We start from the raw sequence: 20,706 nt of genomic DNA, 5'->3' as shown, positions 1-20,706 counted from the left end.
GGTGAATGGAAGAATAGCGGTATTATCCCAGAATAAGCGTTTTAAATCATTGCGTTGCGGCCGTGGATGGCCTTTTAAGTCACGGATTCAGGTTATATTTTTATTTTAATTATTCCTGTTTCTTCTTTTGCGTCGGGTCTTTTTCCCAATGGCTCCGGTGTTTATGTTCTCAACAATAAAGATGCAAATGTCTCTTATAGTGATGTTCTAAAACCTAAGCCCTCTGTTTATAACTCTGCTACGGGTGGCGCAAAAGGTTTGGCCTCTTTTGATTTATCCGTTGCCGGAAAAAAGGTGGCGGCTACGGTTTCTAAGGCTGTGCCCACTCAAGCTATTATTCAAGCTGCTGCCGGTTGTATGCTTAATAAACTCGCCTGTGCTGCTGCTGTTGCTGCTGTTATAGATATAAGTTATGTCTATAATGAAATTCTTGAAAAAGTTACAACGCCTGACCCTACTCAGCCACAAACTACAACAACGCCTCTTGGTCAATATTGCGTAGCGCAAAATATTGCTTCTGGCCCTTTTTATTGTGATGGTTCGTTTAACTCTGCCTTCAAAAAAGTTTTTCCAAACTTAAGCCTTTCTTCATCGGCCTGGTCTTCTCGTAATACAGCCTCTCAAAAAGATTATTATTCACTCTATTCTAGTGGAAACCTTATTGGTTACATGGGAATAATATCGTATTCTACTATGTGTCCTGCGGGGTCTAATTGGGACAAAACACAGGCGATATGCGCTATTGCCCCAACCTGCACAGCGCCGTCAACATACGATAGCGTTACCGGAATGTGTGTTGGATCGGTCATCAATGAGCCTGCAAACCGTCAAACTCTCGAGGCTGATATTGCCGAAACATTAAACGGGCCAAATAAAGAGCAAAAAATCCCGTCTTTGCTTGATGAATTGATTGGACAAGGATTTCCGCCGACTACTGACGAAGAGCCCAAAGCAGAATCTGCTGATCCTTCCACTGTCACGGCTCCGCCTACAACTGAGACTCGCTCATATTTTGATCAGGCAACCAGCCACCCAATGACGGCGGTGACTACAACAACCGATACCTATTCAATCGCACCAACCGCTGCCGGTGATGCTTTCGACGTGTCTAAAACTTCTGCCCAAACTCAAGCTATAACGGATGGCGTTACAGGTGTTACCACAACCTCAACCTCGGCTATTGCCTACGGTAGCGACACATCAACAAAACCTGTCGAATCCGAACAGTTGACCGATTGTGATAAATACCCTGATGCCGTTGGTTGTTTGAAACTTGGCACCATTCAATCTCCTGAAACCTTGACTACTACCCCGGTTAACGCTTCTTTCACTTCGACAAGCTGGGGATCTGGCAGCTGCCCCGCCGACGTTGCTGTAGCAGGTCACTTTCTCTCGGGTGCGGTTTTTAGTTACGCGCCGGTTTGTCAGTTTCTATCGTCATTAGCACCGGTCTTGATTGCCGTGGGTTGGCTTATGGCTGGCTGGTTTGTTTTAGGTGGGGTACGTGATTGATGAATACCATTGCAGCTTTTTTGCTATCTATTACCGGCACTTTGGCCGCTCGTGTCCTGGTATCCCTTGGCTTTGGCTTGATTTCTTATGCGGCTTTGACTGCCTTTGCTTCGTCTGTTATTGCCCAGGCTCAAGCCAAGTTCGCCTTGATCGATCCAACTATCTTGCAATTGCTGAATTTGGGCGGGGTAGGGCAGTTCTTGGGCATTTTGGCTGCGGGTTTGACTACCCGCGCCGCCATGATGGCTATTAAAAAATTGAGGCCTTTATGATTACGTTGATTACTGGCACTCCTGGTGCCGGCAAAACCGCTTGGACCGTTCAGGAACTTACTCGCTTGCCTTCTCAGCGCAAAATTTATGTGCATGGTATCCCTGATCTTAAAGTGGCCCATGAACCTGTTTTTTGTACGTCAGAACTTTGTGAGCATTGCCGCTCTTTCGATCTAGAGCAAATGCAGAATGAGGGCAAAGTTATTTACCTGGTCGAAGATTGGCCTTATTGGGCCACCGATGGCAGTTTAATTGTTCTTGACGAAGTGCAGCGGGTTTGGCGTCCAACCAACTCCGCGTCAGCCTTGCCTGAAGAAATTGCCGCGCTTGAAACGCATCGGCATAAAGGTCTTGATTTTTGGCTGATCAGTCAAGGCCCCCATCTCTTTCATTCTAATGTGCGTTTGCTGGTAGGTCGTCATATTCATCTGGTCGCCAATTGGCGTGGTCGCACGGAATACGAATTCCCCGAATGCCGGCAAAATGTGACTTCTCGTGGTGATGCGGTCATCAGGCCTTATAAGCTCCCCAAGCAAATCTTTAAACTTTACAAGTCCGCATCACTGCACACCAAGCTCAATAAGCGCAAGCCTTTGAGCTTTTATGTGTTGTGTTTTTGCGCCTTGGTATTGGCCATTATTGGCTATCGGATTTATCACCGGATCAATGAATTTTCAAACCCTAATCAGGCTATCCAGCCGGCGTCTACCGACAATCCGTCCGCGGTGGGCGTGACACCCGCGACAGCGACGGCAGGAGCGGGCGCGGGGGGCGCGTCCGCCGTACAACCGATGATCAAGACGCCGGACTTTACGCCGGCCGTTCCTAATCATCCTGAAACGGCTCCTGCTTATGCCGAGTTGCTCAAGGTGACCGCCGTTCCGGTTTTAGCGGGTTGCATTGCCACTAAAACCTCGTGCAAATGCTACACACAACAAGCCACGCCTTACCCTGTCACTTGGGAGCAATGTCACGAACACATGATGAATTTGCATTTCAATCCTTATGTCGGCTTGCAATCATCCCCGCATTCGGCTGACATGCCGGCAAAAACATTACCGGTTTCCCAAGTAGCCGAGGTTAAGCCTGTACAGCCTTAATTAACGTAACGTTACCTTAATTACCGTAGACCTTCGGGAGGATCGCCGAGCTTTAGCACGGCGATCCGCGGGCCTCGCATCCTTTCCGCCGCATACATTCCACCCTAAAAACCCTTTTGAGAGTGATCGTGTTCGCGCCTTAACGGGCTAGCAGCCCGTCCTTGCTGTAGCGCCTGACGGATTGGCTACACCGCTTGCGTTTTCGCGCAAAATAGCCCGCTCGTAGTTATTTCGTGCCATTTCCCTAGCCGGGCGTAAACAGTGAGGCGGAAGCCGAACAGGACTTTTTAGCGCGAGCTTTTGGAGACTTACTGCTTCATCGATGCGCGTTTACGCGCGTCGCGATATCTACCTTGAAAACGCTTCAAAGGCCTGACCAGGTCAGATTTCGCCGGCGCCGGCTACTTCGCATAATGTATATTATGTTAAATAATGTGCCGAAATGCACCTTATTTTTTATTCGGCTTTGCTGATATGCTATATTGGCAATTAATGAGAACCATTATTAATTACCTTTTGGCTAAAGGCGGTAGCAAATGCTGATGTCATTAAAGATGCTGACGGCTGGCGATTCTGGCCGTATTGTGGGATTTGACCAGTCTGGTGGACCCTATCGAAAAAAATTACTGGCCATGGGCTTAACCCCTGGTACTGAATTTACCATCACGCGCTTTGCGCCCATGGGAGATCCCGTCGAAATCAAACTGCGTGGTTTTTCGTTGTCTTTACGTAAGAACGAAGCTTCAGTCTTGATGATAGAAAAAATATGAGCGTTGATTTTACTATCGGTGTCGTTGGGAACCCCAATTGCGGTAAAACTACGCTGTTCAATGCCTTGACCGGTTCGCGTCAGCATGTCGGTAACTGGCCAGGCGTCACAGTAGAAAAAAAGACCGGCGAATATCAATTCCAAGGTAAACGCATCGCCGTGGTTGATTTGCCTGGCACCTATTCACTGGAGGCCGATGATGACAGCGTGTCGTTGGACGAAAAAGTGGCGCGCGACTATGTTGCGTCCCGCGAAGCGGATTTGATCATCAACATCATCGATGCCTCGAATATAGAACGGAATTTATATCTGACCTCGCAATTGATCGAAATGCGGGTGCCGATGATCGTGGTGTTGAATATGATGGATGCCGTGAAAAAACGCGGCATTAAAATCGATCTCACCTCATTGTCTTCCCTGTTGTCCTGCCCGGTTATCGCCGTGACGGCCGCTACCGGCCAAGGTATCAAGGAATTGCGACAAGCCATTGACAAGGCCTGTCAGCACCCCTCCATTCCCGCACTCAATGTGGGTTATCATCCTGCCATCGAGAGGGCTGTGACCGAGTTACAGCCACTATTGACCGAGCATCAAGCCCAATGTGATCTGCGCTGGTTGGCATTGCGTTTGTTGGAAAATGACACACTGGCCAAGCGACTGGCCGGATCGGAGCTACAAAACGCCGCGGAAATATTGCGGCAACGCATAGAACAGGAAACGAACGACGAAATCGACATTCTGGCCGCCGATGCTCGTTACGGCTTGGTCAATAAACTGGTCCAAACGACCGTATGCAAGCTGAATGAGGTATCACGCCATACCACCGATAGGATCGATGCGGTGGTCCTGAATCGTTTCTTGGGCATACCGGTATTTTTACTGGTGATGTACACGATGTTCATGTTCACGATCAATGTCGGCAGCGCCTTCGTCGATTTCTTCGATCAAGCGGTCGGCGCCTTATTGGTCGACGGCATGAGCGCCCTGCTCACTTCATTGAACTGGCCGGATTGGTTGGTGGTGCTGTTGAGTAATGGCATCGGTGGCGGCGTGCAAGTTGTGGCTACCTTTATTCCCATCGTTGGCTTTTTGTTCATCTTTTTGTCGATGCTGGAAGACTCCGGTTACATGTCCCGGGCTGCGTTTGTGATGGACCGCTTCATGTGCGTGATTGGCTTGCCGGGGAAATCCTTCGTACCGATGATCGTTGGTTTTGGTTGTAATGTGCCCGCCATTATCGCCACCCGAACGCTGGAAAATCCGCGCGACCGGATTTTGACCAACCTGATGAATCCTTTCATGTCCTGTGGCGCGCGTTTGCCGGTCTATGCGCTTTTTGCCGCGGCATTTTTCCCGGTTGGCGGACAAAACCTGGTTTTTGGCTTGTATTTGTTGGGTATCTTGGTTGCCGTTTTGACCGGCTTGATCATGCGCCATACCTTATTGAAAGGCGAACCCACCCCGTTTTTGATGGAGTTGCCCACCTACCACCTCCCTACCCTGCGCGGTATCTACATCAAGACTTGGGATAGGTTGAAAACCTTTATCTTCAATGCCGGCAAGCTCATCGTACCTATGGTCTTGATACTGAATATCCTCAATTCCCTGGGTACCGACGGCAGCTTTGGTCGCGAGAATAGTGATCAATCGGTGTTAAGCCAAATCGGCCGCGCGCTGACGCCCGCATTTAGCCCCATGGGTATCAGTGAAGACAATTGGCCGGCCACGGTCGGGATTTTCACCGGCGTCCTGGCCAAGGAAGCCGTGGTTGGCACGCTGGACGCACTCTATAGTCAAATGGCGGCTGGTGCTCAAGAACAAACCGACAAGCCCTTCGATCTGGCGGAAGCCTTGCTAGCAGCTTGTCAGACGGTACCGGACAATCTGGCGGAAATTGCCGATAAAGTCCTCGACCCCCTGGGCCTGGGGATTGCCAACGTCGAGGATGTAGCAACGGCCGCCGAACAACAGGAAGTCAAACTGGCAACTTTCGGCGTCATGCAAAATCAATTCGATGGGAAGGCTGGCGCTTTTGCTTATCTGCTTTTCATTCTGCTGTATGCGCCCTGCGTCGCCGCCACGGCCGCCATTTATAAAGAAACCAGCGCCGGCTGGGCTTTGTTCGTGGTGTGCTGGACGACTTTCCTGGCGTACACTACCGCCACTCTTTTCTATCAAGGCATGAGATTCGCCGAGCAGCCAGCGACTGCAAGTCTGTGGTTTGGTTTGCTGGCGTTGCTGTTCGTGCTCGCGCTGTCTTTATTGCGATTCTATGGTTCCCGGCAACAGAGAGGGGTTTTATCGTGATTCTTTCGGATTTACGGACATACTTACAGAACAAACGCCGAGTCACATTGAACGACTTGGTCTTGCATTTTCATGTCGATGCCAATGCCTTGCGCGGCATGCTGGCCAAATGGATCAGCAAGGGCAAAGTGCGCATATCTCCGGCTGGCAGCAATTGTGGCACCAGCTGTTGTAAATGCGATCCGTTGCTGACGGAAATTTATGAATGGGTGGATTGATACGAGGCACGGCCGATGCGGCCCTGCCCCAATGAAACGCTTACTTATCGGCCAACCAGCCTTGTAATGCTTCGATCAGTTCCAACGCTTGTTTCTCGCTGGAAATGTTGAATTTGGATTTTTGTTGATATTCGCCGTTGCGTTTTTGGTAACGACGGATGCTGAATCTGTCTTGGCTATATTGGTTTTTACTGGGCTCCCAATCCTGGTAGCGATAAATCACGGTCGCCCAAGCCCCCTTACTCAATACTTTTTTGTCCAATTCCTTGACGGTTTCGATGCCGCCATCTTCATAACGAATGGTCAATTCTTCAACGGTTTCTGCCATAGCATTCTCAAGTGGAGTTTAATCGCGCGCAAGTTTATCACGGGCTGATGAATTCGCCGAAGGCACGACTGCCCTCGCCTGTTTTTATCGTATTCACGACTTCCAGTGTGTCCGCGTCGATCACCGACACGTTGTTATCAAACCAATTGGCGACATAAACAAAGCGTCCGTCCGGATGCGTGCTGATGCCTTCTGGTTTATCGCCGACCTGGATCTCCTTCAGGGTTTTCAAGCTTACCGTATCGATCACCGATACCGTGCCATCGTCTTGATTGGTCACGAACAACAGGCTGTCGTTCTTGGCCAGAGCTACCGCGTATGGCCTGGCGCCAACCTTGATGGTAGCCACACGCTTCAAGCGGCGAGTATCCAGCACGGTGACGTCGTTGCTTTCGACATTCGCGGTATAAAGCCGTTTACCATCCTTGTCCAGTGTAATGCCAAACGGGTGCGCGCCGACCTTGGTCGTGTTGCGGACGGTCAGTTTTTTCAGATCGATCTGGGACACCGAATCGTCTATCCGGTTGGCAACAAAAAGCCATTTGTTATCCGGGCTGATGGTCATGCCGGATGGTGATTTACCGACCGATAGCACCGCCGTTTTTTCAAAATTCTGCGTATCGAAAACCGCAACGGTATTTTCATACCAATCGGCCACAAACACTTGTTCACCCGATTTGTCGACCGCGATACCCAACGATGCTCCGGCCACCTTCACGGTTTTCCGGACTTTGAACGAACCGTTGTCGATCACCGCAAAACCGCCCCCTTCCGGCGTGCTGATATAAATCTGTTGACGTTGCGGATTAACAGCGACCCCTGCGGGTTTGCCGTTGACTTTGACCGTTTCCACCACTTGTTGGCGCTCGGTATCGATGACGGAAACCGAGTTATCCAGCTGATTCGTGATAAACGCATAAGGTCTGGCATGGGCGTTGCCGGTGAAAACAGACAACAACGCCAATACGACAATCGATTTATTGGGCATGTTTTTAGCTGGGAAGAAGATGCGAAACGGTTTCCATCAGCCGATGGAAACCGTGATAGGACGGATTTTTAACGTTTCAGGTCGATTTTGACTTCGGCGGAACCGGAACCCACTTTTTTGTCCAGCGCTTTCAGGCCGGTCGTCAACACGTCGGTAACAGCCTTGTCAGCAGCTTCTTCATTCAATTCCGCAGGCGGGTTGTTGTTGACATAAGCGCGGTAGTAAGTGGCTACCCATTCCACTTCGGCCTTGCCACCTTTGTCTGCAACGGACAGTTCTGCGGCATAGTTACCCACTGGCAATACCGGAATTTCCTCGTCTTGACCGGCGTGTTTGATGGTGCCGGTTGAGCTCATATCAGTGATTTTATATTTGTAGGACATTTTGCTGTCATCATGCGATTTCAGTTCTTCGGTGATCGTGCCACCATTGGCCAAAGTCAGCTTACGAACCGCGCCTTTTTCGTTGTTACCGCCTTCGACGCTTTTGATGCTGGGGTGCCAGGACATATCGTTATAATTTTTAATGACTTCCCAAACTTTGACGGCCGGCGCGTCGATGACGACGGTTGCAGTCATTTTTCCTCTGACCGGCCCGTGGGCATTGACCATGCCGGTAAACATCAGCAAAGCAGCCGAAACAAATAGCGAGGTTTTTTTCATAACACTTTCCTATGGTGGTCACATAAAATTGAATCCTGAATTATAAAATAAATTCCTTGATCGGGTAGCCGCAAAAGCTCGATTGCGGAAAAATTCCCAATTACCTTACTCTAATCAGGATGACACGATGAGCACGGCGACTTATTTCTGGCACGATTACGAAACCTTCGGCACAGATCCGCAACGCGACCGGGCCTGCCAATTTGCCGGCATTCGCACCGATCTGGATTTCAACATCGTCGGCGAACCTGTCATGTTGTATTGCAAAACCGCGGACGATTACCTCCCCAATCCGGAAGCCTGCCTGATCACCGGCATCACCCCTCAACTAGCCGATGAAAAAGGTATTTGCGAAGCAGAGTTTATTGGCACCATCCACGCGCAACTGGCCCAACCCGACACCTGTAGTCTGGGTTATAACTCCATTCGTTTTGACGACGAAGTCACCCGCAATTTGCTGTATCGGAATTTTTTCGATCCTTATGCCCGGGAATGGCAAAACGGCAATTCGCGCTGGGACTTGATCGACATCGCCCGCGCCGCCCGTGCCTTACGTCCTGCGGGCATCAACTGGCCAGTCAGCGAAGACGGCACGCCCAGTTTTCGCCTGGAAGCCATCACGCAAGCCAACGATATTTCGCATCAAGCCGCCCACGATGCGCTGTCGGATGTACACGCCACCATCGCCCTCGCCCGCCTGATCCGGCAACGCCAACCCAAACTTTACGATTACTTGTTCGCGCATCGTTCCAAACAAGCCGCGTTCAAACTGCTGCAATTAGGCAGTTTCACGCCATTGGTGCACGTCTCTGGACGCTTCCCGGCGCAAAAAAATTGCTTGGCGATCGTTTTGCCAATCTGCGCCCATCCGCGCAATAACAATGAAATCATCGTCTACGATTTGTCGGCTGATCCCGCCGCCTTGCTGGAATTATCGGCAAGCGAAATTCAACAACGCGTCTTTGTTTCCAACGATGCCTTGGCCGAAGAAGGCATGGAACGCATCCCACTCAAAACCGTGCATATCAACAAAAGCCCGGTGTTGGCGCCGCTCAATGTCGTGCGCGCTGAGGATGCCGAGCGGCTGGCGTTGAATATCGCGCAATGCTTGCGGCACGCGGAAGCCATTAAAGCCGCCGTTCGCCCGGAGCTGGAAAACAAATTGGCCACGGTGTTTAACCGCGGCTATACGGACAGCCCTCAAGATCCTGACTTGATGATCTACAGCGGTGGCTTTTTCAGTCAAAAAGACAAGCTTGCGATGCAAAAAATCCGCCAAACGCCCGCGCAGCAATTGGCAAACTTGACGTTAGACTTTGACGATGCCCGTTTGCCGGAAATGTTGTTTCGTTATAGGGGCAGAAATTATCCGGATACGCTCACGGCAGCCGAACGACCAATCTGGCGGGATTTCTGCCGTCAACGCCTGCTTCATCCCGACGCGGCAGGCAATTTAACCCGGTTTTATCAGGCCGTCGAAGCCTTGCAGCACCAGGGCGCAGATGAGCAATTGTTGGCAAAATTGATAGCTTTTGCCGATTTTAGACAACAGCAATTGGCCGAACCGGCAACGACCCGAGGTATTCAGCCGGCTCCTTGACTTTTCATACGGCGTCGCTAATGCCGCCCTACACGGACTCCAACTGATTATTGTATGTATTGGCCCGCGCGCTGGTAGCAAGGCGCCACCTTAATTTTTTGCCTAAGCCTCGGGCGTTGCTTGCTAAACTAGCGGCTTATTACCCCGGTTAGAGGTAACCGCCATGGAATATCAAGCTCACGAGTTTCAAAATGCCGCGGACCGCTTTGCCGGCCATGACCGGCGCACTTCGGTTCGCTTGCGGCGCTGGTTGGTGTTCTCGCTGATCTTCATACCTTGTCTTTTGGCATCGCAGATTTACATTTTCATGCAGCCGGCCATCTATCAAAGCGTCGCTACGGTGCTGACCATGGCCGCCACCGACATCGATCAAACCAGTCCCGCCGCCGATGTGCAACACGTCAATATTCAGAAGCAGATTTTGCTTGGCGCCATGATTCTGGAAAAAACCGCTGAACGCCTGCAACAGCTGCGACTCAACAGCAAGACCTGGTCCGCGGATGAGTTGAGAAGCTTGTTCGCGGTGATACCCCAGCCGGAAACCAATTTGGTGCAGTTGCAAGCCGAGGGACCCGAACCTCAAATACTGCAATTGGCGATCAATGCCTGGATAGATTCTTATCTGAAGGTTCGGGCCGGCTTTATCGCGGAAAATACCGAAAAAGTCGTCGCCGAATTAAACGAGCAGTTGCAGCGTATCGATCGACAAGTCGTGGAAAAACGCAACGAAATCGATCAGTTTCGGCTTCAAAACAACATTCTGTCCACCGAAAGCGCGGATAATCAGGCGCATGCGCGCCTGCAAGGCTTGAATGCTTCGTTGAATAAGGCCATGGAGGAAGAAGTCAAAGCTAAAGCCAAATTCGACGCCGTGTTGGCTGCCATCTCCAGAAATGAGACGGTTGTACCCGACACCGATTCGCAATCGATGGCGGTCTTGGTGCAACAGGCCGAGAAATTGCGCGATCAATTAGCCGCGATAGAAGGACAATACACGCACGATTACATTGAACTCAATCCCAGCCTGCGCCGGGTGCGGGAACAACTGATGGAAATAGAAGCGAAAATTGCCGAAAAAGCCACGGTCGGCAAGAGCTTCGCCCGGCAACAAGCCGAAAACGATTATGCGGCGGCACGGCAAGCGGTGATCGCCATCAAGCAGCAAATGGAAGCCCACAAGAAACTGGCGGCGGATTACACCAAGCAATTTGCCGAACACCAAGCCCTGCAACAGGAGTTGCTGAAACTGGAAACCTTGCAACAAGACACCAAGCAGCGTCTGGTCGATATCGATGTCAAACAGCGCCAAAAATATCCGCAAGTGGATGTGGTCGACTGGGCGACCTTGCCGGACAAACCGATCAGCCCGAATTATTTGCAACAATCCTTATTGGCCTTCGTGGTCAGTCTTGGACTGGCGTTATCCGCCGTCATCATCATCGATTATCTGAATCGGGAACCGCTGCCGATGCCGGCGCCGGCGCCGATGAATTTAGGCGGCATACATCTTCATCATCAAGCGCAGCCGATGTTAGACCTTACGCCGCCTCAATCCCGGGTTGCCTACGAACCGGCCAAGGCCTTACCCGTGGCGAACATTTCCAGGGCGTTGACGCATGAGGAAGTCCTGGCGCTATACCTGGCGGCGGACCCGCATATCAAACTGATCATTGGCTTGTTGCTGAACGGGTTATCGCTGTCTGAAATAGTCTCGCTACAGCCTGACAACCTGGACACGCAGAATGCGCTAATCCTGATTCCCGGCCGTCGAAACCTGATGATGACCCGGCAGGTTGCGCAGTTGCTCGCCCAGGAAGGCCCTGTGAACACTTGGCCCACCCTGGAAGACATTGAAACCTTGCTTTGTTGCGCCGCGATCGACAGCGGACTGCGGAATCCAGAACAAATCAATGCCGAAACGCTACGTTATGCCTACATGCTGTTTCTGGTGGAGCAAGGTATCAAGCTCACGGATCTCACCAAAATAGTCGGTTCTCTTTCGTCTGGCCTGTTATTGGAATTGGGACGATCTTCGCCGGAACAGTCCGGGCAGCCGCTGGAAAAAATCGATTTGAATTACTTCGGCTAAGGGATACGCCTCTTTTCAAAATACCTTTTTTGGCAAGGCGCTAATATCATATCGCCTCCTTTCAAAGGATGTCATTCAAACTGAGGCTACAATTTAAGGAAACGCACCGCGAAGCCTATGTTAAAGTCGGTTTTCGCACCGACAGGCGAGATACTTTTCTTTGCTTGTCCTCGGCAACAGCTCCATGCGTTGCCCTAACTCCTGCATCCATGCAGTCGAAAGAAAAGTATCCAAAAGAAAAGACACCCCGCATACCGCCTTGAACCTGCGCGTCTTGCCGTTGCCAAGGGTTTTTCGAAGGGGCATCCCAGCCTATGCGAGAAACGCGCAGCCTCCTTGCTGCGCCCCTTTCGGGCTATTCTTGCCAACGGCGGCGATGCTCGGGGCGGTATGAGGGGATTCAGGCCTGCCTTCGGCAGCTTTCCGCTTCGCGGGATTTTTAGGTCTGCGGCCTCCCTAAAACCGTCGTCAACCTCGGTCATCGGTCTTGTTTCGGCCCAACCCGAGTATGCCAAAAACCAAGATTGCGGCGACTATCATGCCGGTGTAAACCATCTGAATTCGAGATACGTCAAACAAAGACGCCACGCCCGCGCCCAAACCCATCGCCAGCCCGGTAAAGGCCAAGCTGCGCATGAGTCGGCAAAATGAACAATCTTCACGGTATTGCTTCATCGCAGCTGCAACAGGTCGTTCATGACAGGGACTCGGCGCGCATCTTGTTTTGCTGCAATTGCTGCCATTGCCGGCGCACGACATGCTTGATCAGCAGTTCCTGGTCTTCTGCTCGGATGTGCGTATAGTCGACGCTGATCGAATACTGGCCCTCTCCTAGCTCCTGGCAATTGACGACCTTGCCATACACGAGAATCAGCGCTAGCGTCGACGGCAAATACATTTCGATCGCCAAATTTTGCCCGATGTCCAAAAGGCTGGATTGTGCAAAAGCCACGCCGGACGCACTCAAGTTCACATCCCGACAATTTTGCGCGTCGACATCGCTACAGGCGAACATCATGGCCTGCGCCAGGGTATTGATTTTTGCATCGAGCACTTGATAAAGCTCCAGCCATTCCGGGTTTTGCTTTTCGATTCTCAGCATGATGCGCTGCGCTTCTTGCGACAAAACATCGAGCGTAGCGGCCACCGAAAATTGGCGGGATAACGGCTCCATTGCCTTGAGGCCAGCACTCGCCGTTTCTGGGTCAATCAAGCGATAGCTAATGCAAAGGGTATCGTCGATTCTAAAAAATCGCCGTCTCTCAGTGTTTGCGGTGAACATGATAAATATCCAGCTTAAAGGGGTTTGTCTGGAAAACTGTCCGTCTGGATGACCCGTAACGAAGGATCTTGGTCTTTCAGTAAGGCCTCATCCTGAGCAATGACGATTTCCACCCGACGATTGGCCGCGCGGTTTTGCTGACTATCATTGGGAAACAAGGGGTGTGTGTCGGCGTGGCCTTCGATCAAAAATCTCTGAGGATCGATTTGATTCTTTTCCAGCATATATTGCACGACCGTCACGGCGCGGGAAGAGGATAACTCCCAGTTGGATCGATACATCGCGGTCTTGATTGGAACGTCGTCGGTATGGCCGGCTACGATCACTTTACCGTGCGATTCTGCAATCGACTGCGTGATTTTATCCATGACCGGTTCGAAACCGGGTTGCAAGATGGCGCTGGCCGAAGGGAAAGAGCCTTTTTCGTTGATGCGAATGACAATTCTGAAACCCTTGGTGCCCACGGTAACCAGGCCCTGGTCTATTTCAACCTTCAGGCGATCCTTGATTTCCTCGGCTTGATCGGCGATTTGCTGCAGATTTTCCGCGATCACTTGCTGCTTGGCCCGTTCCATGGTGTCGGGTGACTCATCCAATTGCTCGGTTTGCTGTTGCGTCGATTGCTGAATTTCTTCCAGCGGCGTCGGCTGCGTTTGTCCAGGACTGAAATGCTGCTCGATAACGCTGGTACCCAACGGGATTTGATCGACCTGGATCAGACGCTGCACGCCGAAAGCATTTTTCATCGAATCCGCAATCTGCTTGAATTTCTGCACATCCATGCTGGCCATGGATAACAGCAAGACGAAGAAACACATCAATAACGACATCATGTCGGCGAAGGTCGCTAACCAGGCCGGCGCGCCGGGTGGCGGACATTTTGGACATTTGGCCATCGGCTAGTCCTCCGGGCGTTTTTTCTCGGGAATATAGGTGTTCAACAGGTTTCGCAGGATTTTCGGGTTGGTGCCTTCCTGGAGATTGGTGATGAAATTCAGCACCAGTTCCTTGTTGGTTTTTTCGTAATTCAAGACGCTAGCCAACTTATCGATCATGGGCAGCGCGAACACGTTGGCAATCAACGCGCCGTATAAGGTCGTCAACAAGGCTACCGCCATCGCCGGACCAATGGCCGACGGGTCGGACATATTGGCCAGCATCTGTACCAGACCCACCAAGGTACCTATCATGCCCATCGCCGGCGCCAGATCGGCAACCCCTTTCCACATCGATTGGCCTATCTCGTTTCGGCTCACCATTTGATCGATATCTTGCTGTAGCAGATTTTGCACGAATTCCGGCGTATAGCCGTCAACGCATAAACTAATGCCTTTTTTCATGAAAGGATCGGAAACTTCGGCAGACTCCAGCGCCAACAAGCCGTTTTTACGCGCCAAGTCCGCCAAGGTTACAGCCTCTTCGATCAATAGCGCCGGATCGGTTTTTTTGTTGAAAAACGCTCTGCCGACCACCGCGAACGACCGCAAGAAATCATCCAATGACAAACGCATCAACGAAACCCCGAATGTGCCGCCAAACACCAACAAAATCGACGGCACATCGATGAATAGCATGAGGCTACCGCCGGTCAAAATCGCCGCCGCAACCAAAGCCACACCAATTATAAAACCGAGTACGGTTGCAATATCCACGTTATTTTCCTCTATCGCCAAACCATCGACGTTCTAAACCCGGCAGAATAGCCTAAACAAGGCATAAACGAAAAACAAAAATAACTCGCGATGAATTCGGCAAAAGCTTGCACGAAGATGGCCTTATTACCATACGTTTCCAGCAAGCGGGACAAGGACGCCAGGAGGTTTATCCGCGCCGAAGTCGCGTTTAACCCACCCAAACTCGTGCATTTCTGAACATCCGCATCCAGGCGCCGTCTTCCTGCCAATCGGCGGGATGCCACGAGTTTTGTACCGCGCGAAAGCACCGCTCTGGATGCGGCATCATGATCGTGAAACGGCCATCGTTTGTCGTCAGTCCGGTGATACCCATCGGCGAACCGTTAGGGTTGGCCGGAAAAGCCTCGGTTTCATTACCCCGGTTGTCGACATAGCTGATCGCGACTGTGGCATCGGCCGGGTTTTGCGAACCGAATTCGGCGCGTCCTTCGCCATGGGCAATGACCACCGGCAGCATGGAACCGGCCATGCCTTGGAAGAAAATCGACGGCGATGCTTGCACTTTGACCATCGCCACCCGTGCCTCGAATTGTTCAGACAGATTGCGTTTGAACTGCGGCCAATGTTCGGCACCGGGTATGATGTCTTTCAATCCCGACATCATTTGGCAACCGTTGCAGACGCCCAGACCGAAGGTATCCGTGCGCGCGAAAAAGGCCGCGAATTCGTCGCGCGCTTTCGGGTTGAATAGAATCGACTTGGCCCAACCGCCGCCCGCACCCAATACGTCGCCATACGAAAAGCCACCGCACGCCACTAGCCCGGTAAATTCGCTCAAGCTGACCCGGCCGTTGATGATGTCGGTCATATGGATGTCGATCGCCGCGAATCCAGCCCGGTCGAAAGCCGCCGCCATCTCGACATGGCCATTGACGCCTTGTTCCCGCAGGATCGCAACTTTTGGCCTTGGCTGGCCGGCAAAGCGCGCGGCAACGTCGTCGTTGACGTCGTAACTCAACGTGACCGACAAGCCCGGATCGCTGTCATCGGCGATGCGCTCGAATTGCTGACGAGCGCAATCCGGATTATCGCGCAGGGCCTGCATGCGATAGCTGACTTCCGACCAGGTTTGCTGCAACGCGGCACGATCCGCGCTGAAGATTTCCCGGCCATTATGCGCGATGCGCAAGCGCTGCCCCTCAACTACCTTGCCGATCACGAAGCTGCAATCATCCAGTCCTGCTTGATCCAGCAGGCGCGCGACATGATCCAGCTCACTGGTTTTGACTTGCAGCACCGCCCCCAATTCTTCGTTGAACAAGGCCGCCAAGGCATCATCGCCCAATTCGGCGATCTCCAACTCCACGCCTTTACGGCTGGCGAACAACATTTCCGCGACCGTCGCCAACAAGCCGCCGTCCGCCCGATCGTGATACGCCAGAATCAGGCCTTTTTCATTCAGCATTTGAACGGCGTCGAAGAAGCGTTTGAATAATCCCGCGTCATCCAAGTCCGGCGCCCGATCGCCCAGTTGATTGTAAACCTGGGCCAGTACCGAGCCGCCGAGGCGGTTTTTGCCTTGTCCCAAATCGATCAAGAGCAACACGCTATCTTCGTGCTTCAGTTCCGGTGTCAGGGTTTTGCGTATCTCCACTACCGGCGCAAAGGCGGTGATGATCAGCGACAACGGCGAGGTCATGGTTTTCTCGCCCTGTTCATCTTTCCAGACGCTTTTCATCGACAAAGAGTCCTTGCCAACCGGAATCGCGATGCCCAAGGCTGGACACAACTCCATCCCGACCGCCTTGACGGTATCAAATAAAACCGCATCCTCGCCCGGACTGCCGCAAGCGGCCATCCAGTTGGCGGATAATTTGACATCGTTCAGCGTGCCGATACGCGCGGCGGCCAAATTGGTCAAGGCTTCGCCTATCGCCATGCGCCCGGAAGCTGGGCCGTCGATCAAGGCCAACGGCGTGCGCTCGCCCATCGCCATCGCTTCTCCCGTATAGGCGGAAAAGCCGGATGCGGTGACCGCAACGTCGGCCACGGGCACTTGCCACGGACCGACCATCTGATCGCGCGCCACCAAACCGGTGACCGAGCGATCGCCAATATGGATCAGAAAACTCTTGTCGGCGACGGCCGGAAATGCCAATACCCGTTTGACCGCGTCCGCCAGATCGACCGATTCGAAGTTCAGTGTCGGCAAGGTTTTGTGTAAACGTTGCACATCCCGATGCATTTTCGGCGGTTTGCCGAACAAAACCGACATCGGCAGATCGACCGGTTTGCCCCCCAGCCATTCATCGCTCAGCGTCAGATGCTCTTCGTCGATGGCCTCGCCGATCACGGCGTACAAACAATGCTCGCGTTTGCAGAAGGATTCGAAGAGTTCGAGCGATTCGGGTTTGATAGCCACGACATAACGTTCCTGCGCCTCGTTGCACCAGATTTGCATCGGCGACATGCCTTTGTCGGCATTTTGCACCTTGCGCAACTCAAAACGGCCGCCGCGGTCGCAATCGTGGATGATCTCCGGCACCGCATTGGACAAGCCGCCGGCACCGATGTCGTGTATCGAGATAACCGGCGTATTTTCACCCAATGAATTACAGTGGTTGATGACTTCCTGGCAACGCCGCTCCATTTCCGGATTCTCGCGTTGCACCGAGGCAAAGTCGAGTTCCGCCGCGCTTTCGCCGGAAGTTTGCGACGAAGCCGCGCCGCCGCCCAGGCCGATCAGCATGGCGGGGCCGCCTAAAATCACGATCAGGGCGCCGGCTGGAATCGGTTGTTTTTCGACCAGCATCGGGCGGATGTTGCCCATGCCGCCCGCGATCATGATGGGTTTGTGATAACCGCGGTATTGGTTGGCTTCTCCGGTCTCGACGGGTTGTTCGAAGCTGCGGAAATAGCCGGCGATATTGGGGCGGCCAAATTCATTGTTGAACGCCGCGCCGCCTATCGGACCCTCCAGCATGATATCCAAGGCCGTGGCGATGCGATCGGGCTTGCCGTTGTCGCTTTCCCAGGGTTGGGTGAAACCGGGGATTTTCAGATGAGAAACGCTGAAACCGGTCAAACCCGCCTTGGTGGCCGACCCACGCCCGGTTGCGCCTTCGTCGCGAATTTCACCGCCGGAACCGGTCGCGGCGCCGGGGTGCGGAGAAATCGCGGTCGGGTGATTGTGGGTTTCCACTTTCATCAGAATGTGCGCTGCTTCGTCGACATAACCGTAGACGTGCGTATTGGCGTCGCGAATGAAAACTTTGGCTTGCGGCCCTTGCACCACCGAGGCATTGTCCTTGTAAGCGGACAGAATGTTGTGGGGATTTTCGTTGTAGGTGTTGCGTATCATCGCGAACAGCGATTTGGCCTGCTCTTCGCCATCTATGGTCCAACTGGCGTTGAAAATTTTATGCCGGCAGTGCTCGGAATTGGCCTGCGCGAACATCATCAATTCCACGTCGGTCGGATTACGGCCCAATTGGCTAAAGCTGTCCGTCAAATAATCGATTTCGTCAGCCGACAAAGCCAGGCCCAATTCGGTATTGGCTTTGACCAAGGCTTCCCTGCCCCGCTCCATGATGGCCACGGTTTGCAGCGGCTGAGGTTCGTGCTCGGCAAACAGATCCAGTTCGGCTTCGGCGAAAACCACCTGTTGTGTCATACGATCATGCAACAAGGCCGACAATTCATGCAAAGCATCCGCGCTCAATGCCGAAGAGCAGGTAAAACGATATTCGATGCCGCGTTCCAGGCGCTTGACCGCCGTCAAACCGCAGCGCTCGGCAATTTCCGAGGCCTTGCTGGACCAAGGCGATATGGTACCCAAACGCGGAACAACCCATAACTTAGCTACGATTTCTTCGGCATCCGGCTCCGTGGTATCGGCCGCATAACCATAATCCAGCAACCGGGCGAGCATGCCGTGATCCGCGTCAGATAAATCGCCCTCCAGCTGCACGAAATGCACGAAACGCGCTCGAACCGCCAGAACCTTGTCATCCAGACTTTGCAATTGGCTGAGCAGTTTTTCGATACGAAATGACGATAAGGCGGGGGTTCCGGGAATGGTCAACATGATGATTTTAAAAAGTGTTAAAGCGAATTATGTAAGGGTATATCGGAAATCAGGCGGTAAGTCCGGCCGAAATCCTCTCATTGGAGGTTATCGTAAAAGTCCCTACTCCTCGCGGGCGAGGGACTGTTTTGATTGTTACGAAACCCTTCATTGCGGAGAGGGTTCGGGCGCTGCCTCTTCGGGTGCATTCTGCTCCGATGGTTCTTCGGTCATATCTTCAGCGGGCGAAGCGACAGACTGATTGATGCCGTCGGTGATCAATTTGAGCAATGCATTGGCCACTTCATTGGAAAGGGTTTTACCATCACTGTCTTGAATGGTGACTTCACTCATTTGTTCGCTGATCTGCCGGACGGTGATGCGGTATTCCTGTTCCTGGCTGGGGTCGTCGCCAAACATGAAGGTGAATTCGTCCCAGATACTGTCGTCTTTGACTTCTATGGCATGGGGGTCGAATTTGACATAGAAATAACCCTTGTCGATGTTACGTTCGACGATTTCCATTTTTTGCCGACTCAGCGCACGTCCCACCATCCGAGTGGCCTGGGTTTTGGGTTGATCGACTTGAAGACTGCTGGCACCGCTGGCGACAGGCGCAACCCCTTCGGCATGCTCATCTGCTGTGCCGGCCTGCTGAGTCGTGTGATCCGCTGAACCGGTTTCCGTCTGTTGTTCGGCTACACTGTCATCGGCTGCGCTTGACGCGGCTTCCGACGCCGTGTCGCTGGCCCGAGGCGACGGGGCGGCCAAACTGGCCAAACCTTTGTTTTTCAGGTCATCCGGTACGATCAGCTCGGGAATCTCCGAGGTGAATTGATAGTCCCTCTCTTTGTCCGGGAACCAACTTTTGATGGTGCTACAGGCCGACAATCCCAATAGCAGCACCGCACCGGCGAATGAGCGCAGGATGCGTGGATTATGCATGTTTATAATACGCCGGCCTGTTGCATCGCGGCGCGCACTGTTGGCACACAATCCTCGGTTAACCAGGTTAGCGGCAAGCGGATACCCCTGCCCATCAACCCCATTTCCGCGACCGCCCATTTGACCGGAATCGGGTTGGACTGAATGAACAAGCCGTTATGCAGTCCTTGCAATTTGGCATCTATCGCGGCCGCGGTTTCACGATCCCCTTGCATCGCGGCGGACAGCATTTCGTGTACCAGTTTTGGCGCAACGTTGCCGGTAACGGTAATGCTGCCGTTGCCGCCCAGCAGGCAAAATTCCATGCTGGTGGCATCGTCGCCGGTATATAACGCAAAGTCGTCGCCGCATAATTCGCGGATCTGCTTGACGCGCTCCAGTTTGCCGGTGGCTTCCTTGACCCCGACGATGTTGGGGATTTTCGCCAGGCGGCCAATGGTTTCCGGCAGCATGTCGCAAGCCGTGCGTCCGGGTACGTTATACAAAATTTGCGGAATGTCGACGGCTTCCGCGATGGTTTTGTAATGCAGATACAAGCCTTCTTGCGTCGGTTTATTGTAATACGGCGTGACCAGCAAGCAGGCGTCCGCGCCGGCCTGTTTCGCTCTTTCGGTCAGCTGAATCGCTTCGCGGGTGCAATTGGCGCCGGTGCCTGCAATCACGGGAATGCGTCCTGCCGCATACTCGACAACCGCTTTGATCACATGGCAATGTTCGTCTTCATCGAGTGTCGCCGATTCGCCGGTAGTACCCACCGCGACCAGTGCATCGGTGCCCTGCTCGACATGAAACTCGACCAGTTTTTTCAGACTGGTGTCGTCGACTGCGCCGTCTTCCGTCATCGGGGTTACCAAAGCAACGATACTACCTTGAATCATGCAAATCTCTCGTCAGAATTTTAGGAAAAACAGCGACTATTATAACAAGCTCGCCG

The 20,706-nt window shown here is 52.7% G+C and carries 18 protein-coding genes; 8 read left to right on the top strand and 10 right to left on the bottom strand.

Features of this window, described 5'->3' with window-relative positions; translation table 11 throughout:
- The first annotated feature begins 258 nt into the window (after window positions 1-258).
- From NM686_RS11235 to NM686_RS11210, 6 genes are all read left to right on the top strand, one after another.
- Window positions 259-1,512, top strand: a complete 1,254-nt coding sequence (locus tag NM686_RS11235) for a virulence factor TspB C-terminal domain-related protein (protein WP_255187961.1) — start codon at window positions 259-261, stop codon at window positions 1,510-1,512.
- Window positions 1,512-1,784, top strand: coding sequence for a DUF2523 domain-containing protein (locus tag NM686_RS11230; protein WP_255187960.1), 273 nt, complete (start codon window positions 1,512-1,514; stop codon window positions 1,782-1,784). The genes NM686_RS11235 and NM686_RS11230 overlap by 1 nt, the downstream gene beginning before the upstream one ends.
- Window positions 1,781-2,884, top strand: a complete 1,104-nt coding sequence (locus tag NM686_RS11225; protein WP_255187970.1) for a zonular occludens toxin domain-containing protein — start codon at window positions 1,781-1,783, stop codon at window positions 2,882-2,884. Before NM686_RS11230 ends, NM686_RS11225 begins: the two co-directional genes overlap by 4 nt.
- A 536-nt stretch (window positions 2,885-3,420) precedes the next feature.
- Complete coding sequence (locus NM686_RS11220) at window positions 3,421-3,654, top strand: FeoA family protein (RefSeq protein WP_255187956.1); 234 nt, start codon at window positions 3,421-3,423, stop codon at window positions 3,652-3,654.
- Complete coding sequence (gene feoB / locus NM686_RS11215; RefSeq protein ID WP_255187955.1) at window positions 3,651-5,960, top strand: Fe(2+) transporter permease subunit FeoB; 2,310 nt, start codon at window positions 3,651-3,653, stop codon at window positions 5,958-5,960. Before NM686_RS11220 ends, feoB begins: the two co-directional genes overlap by 4 nt.
- The gene (locus tag NM686_RS11210; RefSeq protein ID WP_255187954.1) at window positions 5,957-6,178 is read left to right on the top strand and encodes a FeoC-like transcriptional regulator; all 222 of its coding nucleotides are present in this window, start codon (window positions 5,957-5,959) and stop codon (window positions 6,176-6,178) included. Before feoB ends, NM686_RS11210 begins: the two co-directional genes overlap by 4 nt.
- A gap of 40 nt (window positions 6,179-6,218) precedes the next feature.
- On the opposite strand, the gene NM686_RS11205 is transcribed toward NM686_RS11210, so the two are convergent.
- The 3 genes from NM686_RS11205 to NM686_RS11195 form a co-directional block, all read right to left on the bottom strand.
- Window positions 6,219-6,506 carry a hypothetical protein gene (locus NM686_RS11205; protein ID WP_255187953.1) on the bottom strand — a complete coding sequence of 96 codons (288 nt, stop codon included), beginning with the start codon at window positions 6,504-6,506 and terminating at the stop codon, window positions 6,219-6,221.
- Window positions 6,507-6,543: 37 nt separating this feature from the next.
- The gene (locus tag NM686_RS11200) at window positions 6,544-7,494 is read right to left on the bottom strand and encodes a cytochrome D1 domain-containing protein (RefSeq protein WP_255187952.1); all 951 of its coding nucleotides are present in this window, start codon (window positions 7,492-7,494) and stop codon (window positions 6,544-6,546) included.
- A 68-nt stretch (window positions 7,495-7,562) separates the two neighbouring features.
- Window positions 7,563-8,156: an SRPBCC family protein gene (locus tag NM686_RS11195; RefSeq protein WP_255187951.1), complete on the bottom strand. Its 594-nt coding sequence runs from the start codon at window positions 8,154-8,156 to the stop codon at window positions 7,563-7,565.
- A gap of 127 nt (window positions 8,157-8,283) precedes the next feature.
- Between NM686_RS11195 and sbcB the strand changes: the two genes are divergently transcribed.
- Window positions 8,284-9,756 (top strand): exodeoxyribonuclease I, encoded by a 1,473-nt coding sequence (gene sbcB / locus NM686_RS11190; protein ID WP_255187950.1) that lies wholly within the window; start codon window positions 8,284-8,286, stop codon window positions 9,754-9,756.
- Between the two features lie 163 nt (window positions 9,757-9,919).
- Window positions 9,920-11,845: a GumC family protein gene (locus NM686_RS11185; protein WP_255187949.1), complete on the top strand. Its 1,926-nt coding sequence runs from the start codon at window positions 9,920-9,922 to the stop codon at window positions 11,843-11,845.
- 468 nt (window positions 11,846-12,313) lie between these two features.
- On the opposite strand, the gene NM686_RS11180 is transcribed toward NM686_RS11185, so the two are convergent.
- From NM686_RS11180 to dapA, 7 genes are all read right to left on the bottom strand, one after another.
- Complete coding sequence (locus NM686_RS11180) at window positions 12,314-12,520, bottom strand: hypothetical protein (protein ID WP_269021739.1); 207 nt, start codon at window positions 12,518-12,520, stop codon at window positions 12,314-12,316.
- Between the two features lie 19 nt (window positions 12,521-12,539).
- The gene (locus NM686_RS11175; protein WP_269021738.1) at window positions 12,540-13,127 is read right to left on the bottom strand and encodes a PilZ domain-containing protein; all 588 of its coding nucleotides are present in this window, start codon (window positions 13,125-13,127) and stop codon (window positions 12,540-12,542) included.
- 14 nt (window positions 13,128-13,141) lie between these two features.
- Window positions 13,142-14,023: a MotB family protein gene (locus NM686_RS11170; protein WP_255187946.1), complete on the bottom strand. Its 882-nt coding sequence runs from the start codon at window positions 14,021-14,023 to the stop codon at window positions 13,142-13,144.
- A gap of 3 nt (window positions 14,024-14,026) precedes the next feature.
- Complete coding sequence (locus NM686_RS11165; protein WP_255187945.1) at window positions 14,027-14,779, bottom strand: MotA/TolQ/ExbB proton channel family protein; 753 nt, start codon at window positions 14,777-14,779, stop codon at window positions 14,027-14,029.
- 190 nt (window positions 14,780-14,969) lie between these two features.
- Complete coding sequence (gene purL / locus NM686_RS11160; RefSeq protein WP_255187944.1) at window positions 14,970-18,848, bottom strand: phosphoribosylformylglycinamidine synthase; 3,879 nt, start codon at window positions 18,846-18,848, stop codon at window positions 14,970-14,972.
- Window positions 18,849-18,995: 147 nt separating this feature from the next.
- Window positions 18,996-19,772 carry an outer membrane protein assembly factor BamC gene (gene bamC, locus NM686_RS11155; protein ID WP_255187943.1) on the bottom strand — a complete coding sequence of 259 codons (777 nt, stop codon included), beginning with the start codon at window positions 19,770-19,772 and terminating at the stop codon, window positions 18,996-18,998.
- Between the two features lie 2 nt (window positions 19,773-19,774).
- Window positions 19,775-20,650, bottom strand: a complete 876-nt coding sequence (gene dapA, locus NM686_RS11150) for a 4-hydroxy-tetrahydrodipicolinate synthase (protein ID WP_255187942.1) — start codon at window positions 20,648-20,650, stop codon at window positions 19,775-19,777.
- Window positions 20,651-20,706: the final 56 nt, after the last annotated feature.

It is taken from the genome of Methylomonas rapida (assembly GCF_024360925.2).
Lineage (GTDB): Bacteria > Pseudomonadota > Gammaproteobacteria > Methylococcales > Methylomonadaceae > Methylomonas > Methylomonas rapida.
This window is presented reverse-complemented; position numbering and strand designations above follow the sequence as displayed.